This window comes from Sphingomonas sp. GM_Shp_2, assembly GCF_026540875.1.
In the GTDB taxonomy this organism is placed as follows: domain Bacteria; phylum Pseudomonadota; class Alphaproteobacteria; order Sphingomonadales; family Sphingomonadaceae; genus Sphingomonas; species Sphingomonas carotinifaciens.
On the sequence record NZ_JALNUQ010000004.1, the window covers coordinates 19,653 to 35,232 of the forward strand.

14 protein-coding genes are annotated in these 15,580 nt (G+C 65.5%); 12 read left to right on the forward strand and 2 right to left on the reverse strand.

Translation table 11 applies throughout. The annotated features are described in order from the left end of the window. Nucleotides 1-395 precede the first annotated feature (395 nt). The 11 genes from OXR08_RS02215 (at nt 396) to OXR08_RS02265 (ending at nt 10,723) form a co-directional block, all read left to right on the forward strand. Nucleotides 396-716, forward strand: a complete 321-nt coding sequence (locus OXR08_RS02215) for an HU family DNA-binding protein (protein WP_149683324.1) — start codon at nt 396-398, stop codon at nt 714-716. Nucleotides 717-813: 97 nt separating this feature from the next. Beyond that, nucleotides 814-1,071, forward strand: coding sequence for a hypothetical protein (locus OXR08_RS02220; RefSeq protein WP_149683323.1), 258 nt, complete (start codon nt 814-816; stop codon nt 1,069-1,071). 142 nt (nt 1,072-1,213) lie between these two features. Beyond that, nucleotides 1,214-1,456 carry a hypothetical protein gene (locus OXR08_RS02225; protein ID WP_174236668.1) on the forward strand — a complete coding sequence of 81 codons (243 nt, stop codon included), beginning with the start codon at nt 1,214-1,216 and terminating at the stop codon, nt 1,454-1,456. 139 nt (nt 1,457-1,595) lie between these two features. After that, entirely contained in the window at nt 1,596-1,787 is a 192-nt protein-coding gene (locus OXR08_RS02230; protein WP_267347394.1) for a hypothetical protein, read from the forward strand. A 169-nt stretch (nt 1,788-1,956) separates the two neighbouring features. Further along, nucleotides 1,957-2,823, forward strand: coding sequence for a TorF family putative porin (locus tag OXR08_RS02235; protein ID WP_267347395.1), 867 nt, complete (start codon nt 1,957-1,959; stop codon nt 2,821-2,823). A 113-nt stretch (nt 2,824-2,936) separates the two neighbouring features. Continuing rightward, nucleotides 2,937-3,026, forward strand: coding sequence for a K(+)-transporting ATPase subunit F (gene kdpF, locus OXR08_RS02240; protein WP_037531783.1), 90 nt, complete (start codon nt 2,937-2,939; stop codon nt 3,024-3,026). Nucleotides 3,027-3,039: 13 nt separating this feature from the next. After that, nucleotides 3,040-4,743, forward strand: coding sequence for a potassium-transporting ATPase subunit KdpA (gene kdpA, locus OXR08_RS02245; RefSeq protein ID WP_267347396.1), 1,704 nt, complete (start codon nt 3,040-3,042; stop codon nt 4,741-4,743). Nucleotides 4,744-4,754: 11 nt separating this feature from the next. Beyond that, entirely contained in the window at nt 4,755-6,791 is a 2,037-nt protein-coding gene (kdpB, locus tag OXR08_RS02250) for a potassium-transporting ATPase subunit KdpB (RefSeq protein ID WP_267347397.1), read from the forward strand. A gap of 12 nt (nt 6,792-6,803) precedes the next feature. Next, nucleotides 6,804-7,376 (forward strand): potassium-transporting ATPase subunit KdpC, encoded by a 573-nt coding sequence (gene kdpC, locus OXR08_RS02255; RefSeq protein ID WP_267347398.1) that lies wholly within the window; start codon nt 6,804-6,806, stop codon nt 7,374-7,376. Beyond that, entirely contained in the window at nt 7,360-10,035 is a 2,676-nt protein-coding gene (locus OXR08_RS02260) for a sensor histidine kinase KdpD (protein ID WP_267347399.1), read from the forward strand. Before kdpC ends, OXR08_RS02260 begins: the two co-directional genes overlap by 17 nt. A 1-nt stretch (nt 10,036) precedes the next feature. Then, nucleotides 10,037-10,723 (forward strand): response regulator transcription factor, encoded by a 687-nt coding sequence (locus OXR08_RS02265; RefSeq protein WP_267347400.1) that lies wholly within the window; start codon nt 10,037-10,039, stop codon nt 10,721-10,723. A gap of 30 nt (nt 10,724-10,753) precedes the next feature. On the opposite strand, the gene OXR08_RS02270 is transcribed toward OXR08_RS02265, so the two are convergent. Next, nucleotides 10,754-12,100 carry a glycoside hydrolase family 27 protein gene (locus tag OXR08_RS02270; RefSeq protein ID WP_267347401.1) on the reverse strand — a complete coding sequence of 449 codons (1,347 nt, stop codon included), beginning with the start codon at nt 12,098-12,100 and terminating at the stop codon, nt 10,754-10,756. Nucleotides 12,101-12,452: 352 nt separating this feature from the next. Here OXR08_RS02270 and OXR08_RS02275 point away from each other — a divergent pair, with 352 nt between their 5' ends. Continuing rightward, nucleotides 12,453-15,248 (forward strand): TonB-dependent receptor, encoded by a 2,796-nt coding sequence (locus tag OXR08_RS02275; protein WP_267347402.1) that lies wholly within the window; start codon nt 12,453-12,455, stop codon nt 15,246-15,248. A gap of 177 nt (nt 15,249-15,425) precedes the next feature. Here the strand turns inward: OXR08_RS02275 and OXR08_RS02280 are convergent, their stop codons facing one another. Then, a complete protein-coding gene (locus OXR08_RS02280) occupies nt 15,426-15,578 on the reverse strand; it encodes a hypothetical protein (protein ID WP_267347403.1) in 153 nt (50 codons plus the stop codon). Nucleotides 15,579-15,580: the final 2 nt, after the last annotated feature.

Sequence of the window (15,580 nt, forward strand, 5' to 3'; positions counted from 1 at the left end):
TCAAAAGGCGACGCGTTCACCGATCTCATAAAGGTCGCCAGTTACATCCGCATACCACTGCAGGTTTATCTTGGATTTATATACTCATGCATGAGCATTATTCAGGTCTAGTGGCATAAAACTGTGAAAGCAGCGGCATAGCACCGGTCCTTGCTGGCATGACCACTAAAACTTCCAACCGCCAACGCTTTGACGGATCTATAGGAGCCAATCAGGTTCGGTTTGGAATGTGCATATGTCACACCGGAAGGCTGCCACGTCGCGCCTGTCCGTACCCTCCCCCTCGTGCCCGAAATAGGTCGATTGTAAAGCATTACACAGCGCATTGGGCATATTCAGAAATTGATCCTTATCAGGTAAACGATTGTAAAAGCTTGCGAGCAGGAGGGTGTGCCGTGTTGCGATCCGAGTTGGTGCAGATGATCAAGGAACGGCATGCCGATTTCACGACGCGCGAGGCGGAGCTCATCGTCACCGCGTTTTTCGATGCCATCGTCAGGCAATTGCAGGCCGATGGCCGGGTCGAATTGCGCGGGTTCGGGATGTTCACCACACGAGCTCGTGAAGCCCGGCAGGCGCGCAATCCGAGAACCGGCGAAGGTGTGAAGGTGCCCGCAAAGCGCGTCACCTATTTCCGGCCCGGCAAGGAACTGCGCGAGCGGCTGAACGCGGATGCTCCTGCCGATGTCGAGTATGACGACGTCCTGGCTGCCTGACCGGTCGGCATTTTCGGCATCGGCGTCATTACCGTGTAGACAATGCTGGATTTCTTCGCGACACGTGACACCGCTGTCAGCGCGAGGAAGGGACAAGGTGACGCGATCCGATCTGATTGCCCGGTTGACCCTGGACGATCGCGGATTGACGCCAGACCAGATCGATCAGTTCGTCGACCGCTTTTTCGGCCTCCTGCAAGATCGGTTGCACGGCGACACCGTCATTACCGTCTTCGGGCCCGTCCAGCACCTGCAGCTTCAGTCCACCCGCACCCATTCGGCCAGCAGGACCGGGGTCGATGTCGAGGCGTCGCTGATACCGGCGACACCACCGCCCGGTAGCCTGTTGTCATAATTCGCGCGAGAGCTCGCGAACGCCGGTAATCCCGTCCCCGATGCTTCCATGCAGCTAAATGCCTGAAAACTTTGTTCATCGTTAACGCCTCGACCTTAGCGAGGGGGCCGGGCATAGGGGCCACTCACCAAGGGAGATTACAATGATCGCAAAGTTCCTCGCCGCAGCAGCGGCCACTGTTCTGGTTGCCGCTCCGGTTGCCGCTGCTCCTGCGAACCCGGCTGCCAGCCTGTCGGTCGCCAAGTCCGCCCGCGCCTCGGCACCCGCCGCCAAGTCGAACAAGCTTGCCGGCGCCGGCATCGCTGCTGCGGCCATTGCCGCCGGCATCGCGGCGATTGGCGTGATCGCGATCGTGAAGAGCGACGACGACTCCGACAGCAACTGATCGGACCGGCATTCCTGCCGCAAGGAAGGGGGCCTTCACGGCCCCCTTTTTCGTGGTCATGTCTCAGGGGCAGCACCGAGCCATCCGATACCTCTTCTGAGTTATTATCCAGATCAGTTTCGATCGATATAACACCATAATGGTTGCAAGAGCGCGCTGGCGGCAGGCGGCATCCCTGATCGCCGATGATGCCGACCGCGATGCCATCGACCACCGATTGGCGACCGAGGTTGCGCGCTGCCTGTTCGCCGATGATGCCGTGTGTATCGAGCATTGGCGATCCATCGGGCAAATGGTGGAAACCATTCTCGCACCTGACTGTCTCTGCTGATCCGGGCGCGGCCCTGCCGACAGGCAATGCCCAGGAATATTTGCAAAACATATGCGCGCTATATGCGTTTGCCCCCGATCGATCTCGAATTGCTACGCGCACCAGGCCTAATCGCGCACCCCTGAAGGCGATCGTCACGGGACGGTCGTCGCTCCGAAGGGGTGTGACAATGAAGTTCCGACAGGCGGCCGCGATGGTCGCGTTCCTCGGCATGCCGCTCGCCGCACAGGCGCAGTCGACGCCGGATGACAAGGTCCGGGCGACCGACGCTCCCGCGCTCACCATCAGCGGCGCCGCCACGATCGCCTCCGACTACCGGTTCCGCGGCGTGTCGCAGTCCGACCGGAAGATGGCGGTGCAGGCGGGCATCACCGCGGCGCACGACAGCGGGTTATATGCCGGGATCTGGGCATCGAACCTTGCCGGTTGGGGCACCTTTGGCGGTGCCAACATGGAGCTGGACCTGATCGGCGGGTACAAGGCTTCGCTCGGGCCGAACGCCGCGCTCGATATCGGCCTCACCTGGTACATGTATCCGGGCGGTGCCGACAAAACCGATTTTGCCGAGTCCTATATCAAGCTGACCGGCACCCGCGGCCCGGCCACGCTGACCGCCGGTGCCGCCTATGCGCCCCGGCAGCAGGCGATCGGCAAATGGTACAACACCGGCGCGGATGCGGCGAACGGCACCTACACCGATCCCGGCGACCGGGGCGACAATCTCTATCTGTGGGGCGACGCGGCACTGGCCGTGTCCACTACGCCGGTCACGCTGAAGGCGCATATCGGCCATAGCCGGGGCCAGGACGGGCTGGGGCCGAACGCCACCGCCATCGCCCCGACCGGTGCCTATTGGGACTGGTCGCTCGGTGCCGACACCAGCTACCGGAACCTGACCCTGGGCGTCAGCTATGTCGATACCGACATCTCGACCGGGCGCGCAGCCTATCTCCGCCCGAGCTTCAGCAAGGGCCAGGACGGCACCGGCACCATTGCCGGGGGCACCGTCCTGGTCTCGCTGACCGCCGCCTTCTGACCCTTGGAGGACATACCCGTGCAGGACCTGCTGTGGATCGCGATCATGGTCGGATTGGTGGCGCTGACGCTCGCCTATGTCCGCCTTTGCGACAATGCGTGAGGGGAACGGCGATGACCCTCGACCTCTGGCTGGCGGCGCTGACCGCGCTCGGCCTTCTCGTCTACCTGGTGGCGGTGCTGATCCGCCCCGAACGCTTCTGAAGGAGGCGAACCGATGACCGCTCAGGGCTGGTTCCTGATCCTCGGCTTTACCGCCATCCTCCTCGCGCTCGCCAAGCCCTTGGGCCTGTGGCTGTTCGCCCTGTACGAGGGGCGGCGCACGCCGCTTCACCGCCTGCTTGGGCCCGCCGAGCGCGGCTTCTACGCGCTTGCCGGAGTCGATCCCGCCCGGGAACAGGGCTGGCGCCGCTATGCGGTGCACATGCTGGTGTTCAACGCGGGGCTGATGCTCTTCACCTATGCGGTGCTGCGCCTGCAGGCGGTGCTGCCCGGCAATCCGCAAGGGCTGGGCGCGGTCGGCGAGCATCTTTCGTTCAACACCGCGATCAGCTTCACCGCCAACACCAACTGGCAAAGCTATGGTGGTGAGGGCACCATGTCGAACCTTTCCCAGATGCTGGGGCTGACGATCCACAATTTCCTGTCGGCGGCCACCGGCATCGCGCTCGCCTTTGCGCTGTTCCGCGGGTTCGCGCGGGCAGAGACGAACACGATCGGCAATTTCTGGGCCGACATCACCCGGATCACCCTGTATCTGCTGCTGCCGCTCTGCACGCTGCTGACCATCTTCTACATCGTCAGCGGCGTGCCCCAGACCTTGGCCGGCGTCGTCGATATCCGGACGCTGGAGGGCGCGCGCCAATCCATCCTGCTCGGCCCCGTCGCCAGCCAGGAAGCGATCAAGATGCTCGGCACCAATGGTGGCGGCTTCTTCAACGCCAACAGCGCGCATCCCTTCGAAAACCCCACCGCGCTGACCAATTTCGTCCAGATGCTGTCGATCTTCGCGATCGGCGCGGGGCTGACCTGGTGCTTCGGCAGGGCGGTCGGCAACACCCGTCAGGGCTGGGCGATCCTGTCGGCGATGATGATCCTGTTCCTTGCCGGCACCACGGTCACCTATTGGGCGGAAGCGGCGGGCAATCCCGTCCTGCACCAGCTCGGCGTCGCCGGTGGCAATATGGAGGGCAAGGAAGCCCGCTTCGGCATCGCCGCCTCCGCGCTGTTCGCGGTGGTCACCACCGCGGCATCCTGCGGCGCGGTCAATGCGATGCACGACAGCTTCACCGCGCTCGGCGGCCTCATCCCCCTGTTCAACATGCAATTGGGCGAGGTCGTGATCGGCGGGGTCGGTGCCGGCATCTACGGCTTCCTGCTCTTTGCCATCCTGGCGGTGTTCGTCGCCGGGCTGATGGTCGGCCGCACGCCCGAATATGTCGGGAAGAAGATCGAGGCGCGCGAGGTGAAACTGGCGGTGCTGGCGATCGCGGTGCTGCCGCTCGTCATCCTCGGCCTCACCGCGCTTTCCTCGGTGCTGGCCCAGGGCCTGGCCGGGCCGCTCAACCAGGGGCCGCACGGCTTTTCGGAAATCCTCTACGCCTTCACATCCGCGGTCGCCAACAACGGCTCCGCCTTTGCCGGCCTGACCGCCAACACGCCTTATTATAACGGGCTGCTCGGCGTCGCCATGTGGCTCGGCCGCTTCTTCGTCATCATGCCCATGCTGGCCATCGCCGGCAGCCTGGCAGCGAAGCGCTACACGCCGGAAAGCGCGGGCTCGTTCCCGACCACCGGTGGCCTGTGGATCGGCCTCCTCGTCGGGATCATCCTGATCCTGGGCGGTCTCACCTTCCTGCCGAGCCTCGCGCTCGGTCCCATCGCCGATCATCTTGGCATGATCCGCGGCCAATTGTTCTGACGGGGGCCATCATGGCGAAACCAAGTCACAAGAGCCTGTTCACGGCCGACCTCGTCGTGCCCGCGGTCAGGGCATCGTTCGTGAAGCTGAACCCGGGCGAACTCGTCCGCAACCCGGTGATGTTCGTCACCGCAAGCGTGGCGGCGCTGATGACGGTCCTGCTCGTGATCGGGCAGGACGATCTTTCCACCGGCTTCAAGCTGCAACTCGCCGTCTGGCTGTGGCTGACGGTGCTGTTCGGCACCTTTGCCGAGGCGCTGGCCGAGGGGCGCGGCAAGGCGCAGGCGGCATCGCTGCGCGCCGCCAAGGCCGAACTCACCGCCAAGCGGCTGAAGGGCGATGGTCGGGCGTGGGACGACATCCCCGCCAGCCAGCTCAAGGTCGGCGACATCGTGCTGGTCGAGACGGGCGACCTGATCCCGTCGGACGGCGAGGTGGTGTCGGGCGTCGCCTCGGTGAACGAAGCCGCGATCACCGGCGAAAGCGCCCCCGTGATCCGCGAGGCGGGGGGCGATCGCTCGGCCGTGACGGCGGGCACGCGCGTCATTTCCGACGAGATCCGCGTGCGCGTGACGGTGGAGCCCGGCAAGGGCTTTCTCGACCGCATGATCGCACTGGTCGAGGGTGCCGAGCGGCAGAAGACCCCGAACGAGATCGCGCTGACGCTGCTCCTGGTCGGGCTGACGATCATCTTCCTGATCGCGGTCGCCACCATTCCGGGCTTCGCCGCTTACGCAGGGGGCAGCATTCCGGTCGCGATCCTGGCCGCCCTGCTCATTACGCTGATCCCGACGACCATCGCGGCGCTGCTGTCGGCGATCGGCATTGCGGGCATGGACCGGCTGGTCCGCTTCAACGTCCTCGCCAAATCGGGCCGCGCGGTCGAAGCGGCCGGCGATATCGACGTGCTGCTGCTCGACAAGACCGGCACCATCACCATCGGCGATCGCCAGGCCTCCGCCTTCCGTGCGGTCGGCGGGACCAGCGAGGCGGCTCTGGCGGAGGCGGCACTGATCGCCAGCCTGGCCGACGAGACACCGGAGGGTCGCTCGATCGTCACCCTCGCGCGCGACACGTTCGGCGTCACCACGGCCCGGCTGCCTGCGGATGCGGAGGTCATCCCCTTCACCGCACAGACCCGGATTTCCGGCGTGCGGGTGAACGGCTCGCTGATCCAGAAGGGCGCGGTGGACTCGATCCTGCGCGCCAGTGCGGGCGCCGGCGCGACCGCGGCCGCGACCGAGTTGCGCCGCATCACCGACGAGATTGCCCGCGCCGGCGGGACCCCCCTTGCCGTGGCGCAGGACGGGCAGCTGCTCGGCGCCATCTTCCTCAAGGATGTGGTAAAGGCCGGCATTCGCGAGCGTTTCGGCGAACTCAGGACCATGGGCATCCGCACGGTGATGATCACCGGCGACAACCCCCTCACCGCCGCGGCGATCGCAGCCGAGGCAGGCGTCGACGATTTCCTCGCCCAGGCGACGCCGGAGGACAAGCTGGACCTGATCCGCCGCGAACAGGTGGGTGGCAGGCTGGTCGCGATGTGCGGCGACGGGACGAACGATGCTCCCGCGCTGGCCCAGGCCGATGTCGGCGTGGCGATGAACACCGGCACGCAGGCCGCGCGCGAGGCGGGCAACATGGTCGACCTCGACAGCGATCCGACCAAGCTGATCGAGGTGGTGGGTCTGGGCAAGCAGTTGCTGATGACCAGGGGTGCGCTGACCACCTTCTCCGTCGCCAACGACGTGGCGAAATATTTCGCGATCATCCCGGCGATGTTCGTCGCGCTCTATCCCGGCCTCGGCGTGCTCAACGTCATGGGGCTCGGCTCCCCGCAATCGGCGATCCTGTCGGCGATCATCTTCAATGCGATCATCATACCGCTGCTGGTGCCGCTGGCGCTGAAGGGCGTGGCCTATCGACCGATGGCGGCCGGGCCGCTGCTCGCCCGCAACCTCGCCATCTACGGTCTGGGTGGCCTCGTCGCACCCTTTATCGGCATCAAGCTCATCGACCTCGTGGTCGGTGGCCTCGGCCTCGCCTAAGGAGTTGAATATATGGGCAAGGATTTCTCCTCCGCATTACGGCCTGCGATCGTCATGATCATCCTGTTCGCCGCCCTTCTGGGACTTGGCTATCCGCTGGCGATGACCGGCATCGGGCAGGCGCTCTTTCCGGTTCAGGCGAATGGCAGCCTGGTGCGGGATGCAGGTGGCCAGGTGATCGGCTCGACCGTGATCGGCCAGCCGTTCACCGCCGATCGCTATTTCCAGACGCGACCGTCCGCGGCCGGCAAGGGCTATGACGGGCTCGCCTCGTCGGGCTCCAATCTCGGTCCGGCCGCCCATGCGCTGGTCGACCGGGTGGCAGCCGATGTGGGCAAGCGCCGCGGCGAAGGCGTGCACGGTCCGGTTCCCGCCGATCTCGTCACCGCCAGCGGCTCGGGGCTCGACCCGGACCTGTCGCCCGCCGCGGCATTGGCGCAGGCGCCGCGTATCGCCCGTGTGCGCGGCATCTCCACCGATCGCGTCCGCGCGCTGGTGACCGGGCGGACGCAGGGCTCGGTGCTGGGCGCCCCCCACGTCAACGTGCTGGCGCTCAATCAGGCGCTCGATGCCGGTCTCCGGTAACGGCCGCCCCGACCCGGACGCCCTCCTGCGTGTCGCCGCGCAGGAGGGGCGCGGCCGGCTGAAGATCTTTCTCGGCGCCGCACCGGGTGTCGGCAAGACCTATGAGATGCTGTCCGAGGGTGCGGCCCGCCGGCGCGACGGCGTCGACGTGGTCGTCGGCATCGTCGAGACCCATGGCCGCGTCGAAACCGACGCGCTGACCCGCAACCACGAGATCATCGCGCGCCGCGCCGTGCCCTATGAGGGCCGCACGCTGCGTGAAATGGATCTCGACGCGATCCTCGCCCGCGCCCCGCGACTGGTGCTCGTCGACGAGCTCGCCCACACCAATGCCCCCGGCAGCCGCCATCCCAAGCGGTATCAGGATGTCCAGGAGCTGCTGGCGGCCGGGATCGACGTCTATTCGACGATCAACATCCAGCATGTCGAAAGCCTCAACGACGTCGTCGCCAGCTTCACCCGGGTGCGGGTGCGCGAAACGGTGCCCGACAGTATCCTGGAAGCGGCCGAGATCGAGGTGGTCGACATTCCGCCCGACGAACTGATCGAGCGGCTGAAGGCGGGCAAGGTCTATCTGCCGCAGGAGGCGACACGCGCGCTCGGCCACTTCTTCTCCAGATCCAACCTCTCGGCGCTGCGCGAACTGGCGCTGCGCCGTGCCGCGCAGGCGGTCGATGCCCGCATGCTCGACGATGTGCGCGCCCTGGGTCTGGGCGGAACCTGGGCGGGCAGCGACCGCATCGTCGTCGCGATCAACGAACTGTCCGGCGCCGACGGGCTTGTGCGTGCCGCCAAACGCGTCGCCGACAGCCTGCGCGCGCCCTGGACGGCCCTGTTCGTCGAAACCCCGCGCGCGGCCCATTTCACCGACGAACAGCATGCCCGCGTCGCCGCGGCGATGACGCTGGCGACCCAGCTTGGCGGCGCGGTGGCGACCGTTCCCGCCGCAAACGTCGTGGAAGGCATCCAGACCTTTCTTCGTGACGCGCGCGCCACCCAGCTCGTTCTCGGCAAGTCGCGCCGGTCGCGCTGGTTCGAGCTTCGCCACGGCTCGGTCGTCGATCAGGTGATCCGCAACACGCCGGACGTGACGTTCCATGTCCTGCCCGTGCCTCCCGGCAGCGATGCCGGCGGGCGCGGCCGGCGCCGCCCTGCCCGGTGGGGCACACCATTCGGCTATACGGCGACGACGGCGATGGTCGCAGCCGTCACGGGCGCCGCCAGCGCGCTCTTCCACGTGCTCGACCTCGGCAACGTCGCACTGCTCTATCTGCTGCCGGTGATGGCGGCGGCCAGCTTCTTCGGACTGCGCACCGGCCTTTATGCCGGGATCGCCTCCAGCCTCGCCTACAACTTCGTGTTCCTGCCCCCGGTAGGTACGCTCAGCATCAGCAATCCCGAAAATCTGATCTCGGTCATCGTCCTGCTCGGCATCGCCTTTGCCACCAGCCACCTGATGTCCCGCGTCCGCGCCCAGGCCGATCTCGCCGCGGCCAGCGCCAGGACCAACGCCACGCTCGCCGGGTTCCTGCGCCAGATCGCCGGCGTCAACGATGCCGAAACCGCGGCGCAGATGATCTGCGACGATGTCCGGCGCCTGCTGGGCGTGCAGGTCATCCTGCTCGGGCCGGTGCCTGGCGCGACGCTGGAAATCCTCGCCGCCAGCGACCCCGCCTACCGGCTGGGGACGATGGACGATGCCGCGGCGGGCTGGGCGTTCGAAACCGGCAGTGCGGCGGGCAAGGGATCGGCGACGCTCGCCGCCTCGGAATGGCTGTTCCAGCCGCTAAAGGCCGGCGACCGCATTCTCGGCGTGCTGGGCGTCGCCAGCGAAACGGGTGCCGATCCGGTACGGCCCGACCAGCTGCCGCTGCTCAGCAGCCTGATCGACCAGTCCGCGCTCGTCCTCGAACGGCTGCGTCTCCAGGCGGAGATGCGGGATGTCGATGCCGTCCGCACCCGCGACCGCCTGCGCGCGGCCCTGCTCTCCTCGGTCAGCCACGACCTGCGCACCCCCCTCACCGCCGTCATCGCCGCGGCCGCGCAACTCCACCACGGCACCACCCCCGACCTGATCGCCACCATCGAAAGCGAAGCCGCCCGCCTCCACCGCTTCGTCACCAACCTCCTCGACATGGCCCGCGTCGAAGCAGGCGCCATCCGCCTGAACGTCGAGGCGACCGATCTGAGTGATGCCGTGACCGGCGCCGCACATGACGCCCGGCGTGCGCTGGAGGGTCACGGGGTGCGGTTGGATGTACCGCCCGATCTGCCGCTCGTCCGGGTCGACCCGCAGCTCCTTCATCACTGCCTGCTCAACCTGCTCGACAATGCCGGCCGCTACGGCGATCCGGGCACCGAGATCGTTATCGAGGGCCGCAACCGGTTCGGCGAAGTCCGCCTCGCGGTCCTGGATCTCGGCCCCGGATTGCCAGCGGGCCGGGAGTCGCAAGTGTTCGAGACATTCACCCGCCTCGAAGGCTCCGACCGCGCCATTGGCGGCACGGGACTGGGCCTTGCCATCGTCAAGGCGTTCGCCGAGGCGATGAACATGACCGTCGAGGCGACGAACCGCGCGGACGGCATCGGCGCATCCTTCGCCCTGATCTTCCCGCCCGCCCTGATCGTTCGCGACACCCCGACCGAAGGCTTGTCCTGAAATGCCCGCAAAAATCCTCGTGGTGGATGATGAAGCCGCCATTCGCCGCCTGCTCCGCAACACGCTGGTCCGTGCCGACTACCTCGTCGTCGAGGCGGAGGATGCGAAGAGCGCACTGCATCAGGCCGCCGCCCAGCAGCCGAGCGCCATCCTGCTCGATCTGGGCCTGCCCGATCGCGACGGTCTTTCCCTCATCCCGCTGCTGCGCGCGAAAGCCGATGCCGTCATCCTGGTGGTGTCCGCCCGCGATGCCGTCGACGAAAAGGTCGCCGCGCTCGACCTCGGCGCCGATGATTTCGTCGGCAAGCCGTTCGATACCGAGGAGTTGCTCGCCCGGCTGCGCGTCGCGCTCAGGCATCATGGCCGATCGGTGACGACGCCGCAGGTCGTGCAGCGCGGCGATCTCAGCATCGATCTCGATCGCCGCATCGTCTGCCGCGGCTCCACCGAGGTGCATCTCACCCGCAAGGAACATGACGTGCTGGCACTGCTCACCCGTCATATCGGCCGGATCGTGACCCATGAACGCATCCTGTCCGCCTGCTGGGGCGGCGAGGAAGATCCGCGCATCGAATATCTGCGCATCGTCATCCGCAACCTGCGCCAGAAGCTGGAGGCGCCGGCGCCGGTCGGCAGCGTGATCGCCAACGAACTGGGGGTCGGATACCGCCTGCGCACCGACGCCTGACGCGGCCGGCCCCCGCCCCCATCACCAGCTTCAGGTCAAACGGTAGAGCGCGGCGCCATGCGAGGGCACGGTGCGCGTGACATGGCCGCTTGCGGTGCCCGCGTCCTGACCCGTCCACAGGTCCCGCAACCGGACCGTGCCGGTCTTGCCCAGTTCGCGCAGGGCGATGCCCACCTCCTTGGGTTTGTCGGTGGTATTGAACAGCGCGAGATAGCGGTCCTGGCTCCCCTCCGGCCGGGCCGACCAGATGCGCGTGCCGTCCTCGACGAAATGCGGCTGGTTGTCGGTCGAGGCCTGGTTGACCGCCAGCACCGCGCGATTGGTGAGCAGCGCCAGCGTCGGCGCATCCAGGTGGCGCAGGTCGCCCCCCATGATCAGCGGCGAGCGTGCGATCGACCACAGGGTCATCAGCGTGCGCTGCTCGTCGGGCGTGAACCTGGTGTCGCGCTTGCCCAGCGCCAGCAGGCCGAGCGGCAGCATGTCGGCATCGGGCCAGGCACCGGGGCGGCGGTGCGGGTTCCAGTTCTCCAGCCGGGTGAATTGCGCCTCCAGCATTCCCCAATCGTCCCAGAAATCGTCCGAGATCCGCCACATCTGCGCATATTGGCGGACATGGTCGCCGCGGATCACGGGCGTCTCGCCCGGTGACAGGCTCAGCATCATAGGGCGGCCGGTGTTTTGGATCGCCTTGTGCGCGCCCTCGATCTCGGGCGCGTGCGCGTCATAGGGGCGGCTCATGTCGTCCATCTTGACGAAGTCGACGCCCCAGTCGGCATAAAGCTTGAACACGCTGTCATAATAGGCCTGCGCGCCCGGCTTCGTCATGTCGACGCCGTACATGTCCGGGTTCCACGAACAGATGCTGTTCGTATCGGCGATGTCCTGCGCGCGGTACGGCGTGCCGAGCACCGGCAGGTTCTTCTTCACCGCCAGGCGCGGGATGCCGCGCATCAGGTGGATGCCGAACTTCATTCCCATCTTGTGGACATCGGCGGCCAGGGGCGCGAACCCCTTGCCGCCCGCGCTGGAGGGAAAGCGATTGGGCGCGGGGATCAGTCGGCCATAACCGTCCATCGCCGGCACCGGCTCGGCATTATATTCGTAGCTCGACGCGGCGGGCTCATACCATTGGATGTCGACGGTGAAGATGTCGTAGCCGAAGGGCAGCAGCTTTGCGCGCATGATCGCGGCGGTTTCGCGCGCCTGCGCCTCGGTGATCGTGGTCGCAAAGCTGTTCCAGCTGTTCCAGCCCATCGGGGGCCGCGGCGCCAGCAATGCACGCGACGGGTCCTGCGCTTTCCCCGTCCCCGATAGCGTCACCGATGCTGCCATTCCAGCAACACCGGACGCGAGAATATTCCTGCGGCTTATCTGCATGCCTTCATGCTCCCTCTCGGCGACGCTCGCCTGGCGACGGTCTTGTTGTTTAACGACGATCTGATTTGCTCATACATTACAGGCATACGCAACTGCCTTCCTCCGGCATGGTCTTCGCAAAATCCCGCCACGAAATTTCAAACATCTAAAATTAATCACTTTTCTGAGAGCAACGTACTTCTCCGTTGCAGGAAAGCGTCACCATTCATTATTTTCAGGAATTATATTGACCGACAATTACTCTTACAGGAAGCTGATCGCACTTGCTCGAAGAAGCGTACATGAGGAGGGGATTATGAAGGCTCGTCTGCTTGCCGGCGCGACGTGTTGGGCGTTGATTGCAACATCCGCCATGGCTCAATCAAACGCCAATTCCGTTGCGACCACCGGCACGCCGCAAGCGGACACTCCTGCCGAAGCGCGCGGACCATCGGAAATCGACCCCCAAGAAGCCGACATCGTCGTAACCGGCATTCGCAGCAGCCTGCGTTCCTCGGTCGCGACCAAGCGCAATGCCGAGAACATCGTCGACTCGATCTCCGCGGAGGACACCGGCAAATTTCCCGACAACAACGTGGCGGAATCGCTCCAGCGCATCACCGGCGTCGCGATCGACCGTTCGGGCGGCGAGGGTCAGTTCATCACCGTTCGCGGCCTGGGACCGGAATTCAACACCGTGCTGGTCAACGGCCGGATCATGGCGACCGACAATGACGGCCGCGAATTCTCGTTCGACGTGCTGTCGTCGAACATGATCCAGCGGACTGATGTCTACAAATCGTCGCTGCCGCAGTTGCAGGAAGGCGGCATCGGCGCGACCGTCAACGTCGTCACCGCCCGGCCGCTCGATGGCAAGTCCGGCTTCCACATCGCGGGTGCGGCCGGCGGCATCTACGACACGCTGGCGGACAAGCTGAGCCCCGACGTGTCGGGCGTTGCCTCGTGGACGACCGACGACAAGACGTTCGGCGTGGTGCTGTCGGCGTCCTATACCGACCGGCGCAGCCAGAACGACAACGTCAACATCGGCGGCTGGATCCTGGGGCCGGAGGGGCTCATCAACGGCACGGCATCATCGACCGGTCTGACCGGCACGTCGCTGATCAACAGCGGCGACGTCCATACGCCGCGCGACACCAACTTCAACCGTGAGGACAATCGCCGCGAACGCATCAACGTCGCCGGCGCCATCCAGTCGCAGATCAACGACAGCCTGCTGCTGACCGTCGACGGCATCTATTCCAAGTTCAACGTGTCGCAGAGGACGCGGCGCTTCGGCCTGTTCTACACGCCGCGCTTTATCGGACTGCAAACCAATGCCAATGGCACCGTGACCGGCTTCAACCGTCCGGGATCGCAGTTCCTCGCGGCGAATCCTGGCCTTACCGATCCGTCGCTGGCAGATCAGCGCGTCACGCTGTCGCAGAACGACAACATCGTCTACACCTACGACCGCGATACCGAGAGCTACCAGTTCGGCACCAACCTGGCCTGGGACGTGAGCGACCGGCTCAAGCTGAAGTTCGACGCCTCTGCCACGCAGGCGACGCGCCGCCAGCCGCACCAGTTCATCGTGGTCGGCACGCTGGCGCAGACGTCGCCGCGCTTTGACCTGACCGACAACGACATTCCGATGGTATCGAACCTGGGGCCGATCACCGACCCCAACATCCTGCGCGCGCATTATGCGCTCAACCAGCTGATCGACGTCCGCGACAAGGGGATCGAGTTCCACGCGGACGGCGAGTGGAAGGTGGACGACGGCATCTTCAAGTCGCTGATGTTCGGTGCCGCCTACAATCAGCGGCGCAAGACCCGCAACCTGGCCGACAATCAGGATACGCTCTGTACCTATTGCGGCTATGACATCAGCATACCCGCCAATCTGGTCACGCCCTACACGCTCGACGGATTTCTCGACAAGGCATCGGGCAGCGACCTGATCCCCGCCAATTTCTTTACCTTCAATCCGGCCGACATCCTGTCCTATATCTCGCAGCCATCGGTGCTGGCACAGCCGCGACAGGGTCGCACCGCAGCCGAGCAGGCAGCCGAAGCGGCGCGCATCCTCGCCATCCCCGGCGGACCCTATGGGCTGCGTAACCGCCCGAACGCACGACTGGACGTGCAGGAAAAGGTGGTCGCCGGCTATCTCAACGCCAATTTCGGCGGCGACACATGGTCGGGCAACATCGGCGCACGCTTCGTCAGCACGCGCGTCACCTCGCGCGGCTTCCAGCAGCCGATCCTGAGCATCACCGTCAATCCCGGCGACGATAACCTCAACTTCAACTTCGGCCCGGCGCAGCCGGTGGCGATCCGCAACAGCTACACCGATTTCCTGCCTTCGGCGAACCTCAAGTACGAGCTGACGCAGAACATGTTGCTGCGTGGCGCGGTGTCGAAGACGGTAACCCGGCCGACGCTCACCTCGCTGGGTGTCGACAACAGCTATGGCGGACGCATCACCAACGCGACGTCGGGTGGCGGCAACCCGCTGCTGCGTCCGTTCCGGTCGACCAACTACGACCTGTCCTACGAATATTATCTAAGCGACGTCAGCTATGTCAGCGTGTCGGGCTTCTACAAGCAATTCACCGACTTCCTTGAGAGCCAGACCCTTCCGGTGCGACTTGCAGGATTCGACTTCCTCGACACCCGCACGCGCAACGGCCAGTCCGGATCGATCGCGGGTGTCGAGGTCGGCGGGCAATATACGTTCGACCAGCTGCCGGGTGCACTGTCAGGCTTCGGCGTGGCGGGCAATTATACCTATGTCACCAGCAACGTGGAGCGCGCGCAGGGCGCCACCACCAACATTTGCGGGTATAACGGACTGTCGCCGCATTCCGCCAACGGCAGTGTCTTCTACGAACAGTACGGCATTCAGGCGCGCGGTTCGTACAACTGGCGCTCATCGTTCCAGCGCGCCTGCTTCGGCGCCGCGTCCCGGCCGGAGAACCGCGCGGCTTACGGCCAGCTCGATTTCAGCCTCGCCTACGACATCGATGAGCGTTTCCAAATTTATGCGCAGGGCGTGAATATCACCAACCAGTATGTGAACGACTATTCGGTGCTCGAAGAGCGGTTGCTGCTGCTCCAGAACACCGGTGCCCGCTACCTGTTCGGTGTGCGCGCACGTTTCTGACCTCCCCCCTCCCCGGCGATCTTTGCCGGGGATTGTTTTTCGGTCCGATGCAGGGCGGCGCGAGACAACAGGTTTCGCGCCGCCTTGACCGCGTGGACGGCACCACGCCCTTGACCTGAACCGTTCGTGCTTGGCTCAGGCCGATCGGATGGTGCAGCAGGTCTTGCGCACGATGCTTCAGTTCTGGTGGGCGAGGTCCGCTTGCGGCGCGGGTGCTGGCTCGGCGGGCACGACCGGCTTTGCCTCCATCGCGCCGATCGCACGCGCGAGCACGAGCCCGGCCGTCACCGACGCGACGATCCACGCAACCGCAAGAAGAAGGATGAGCACCG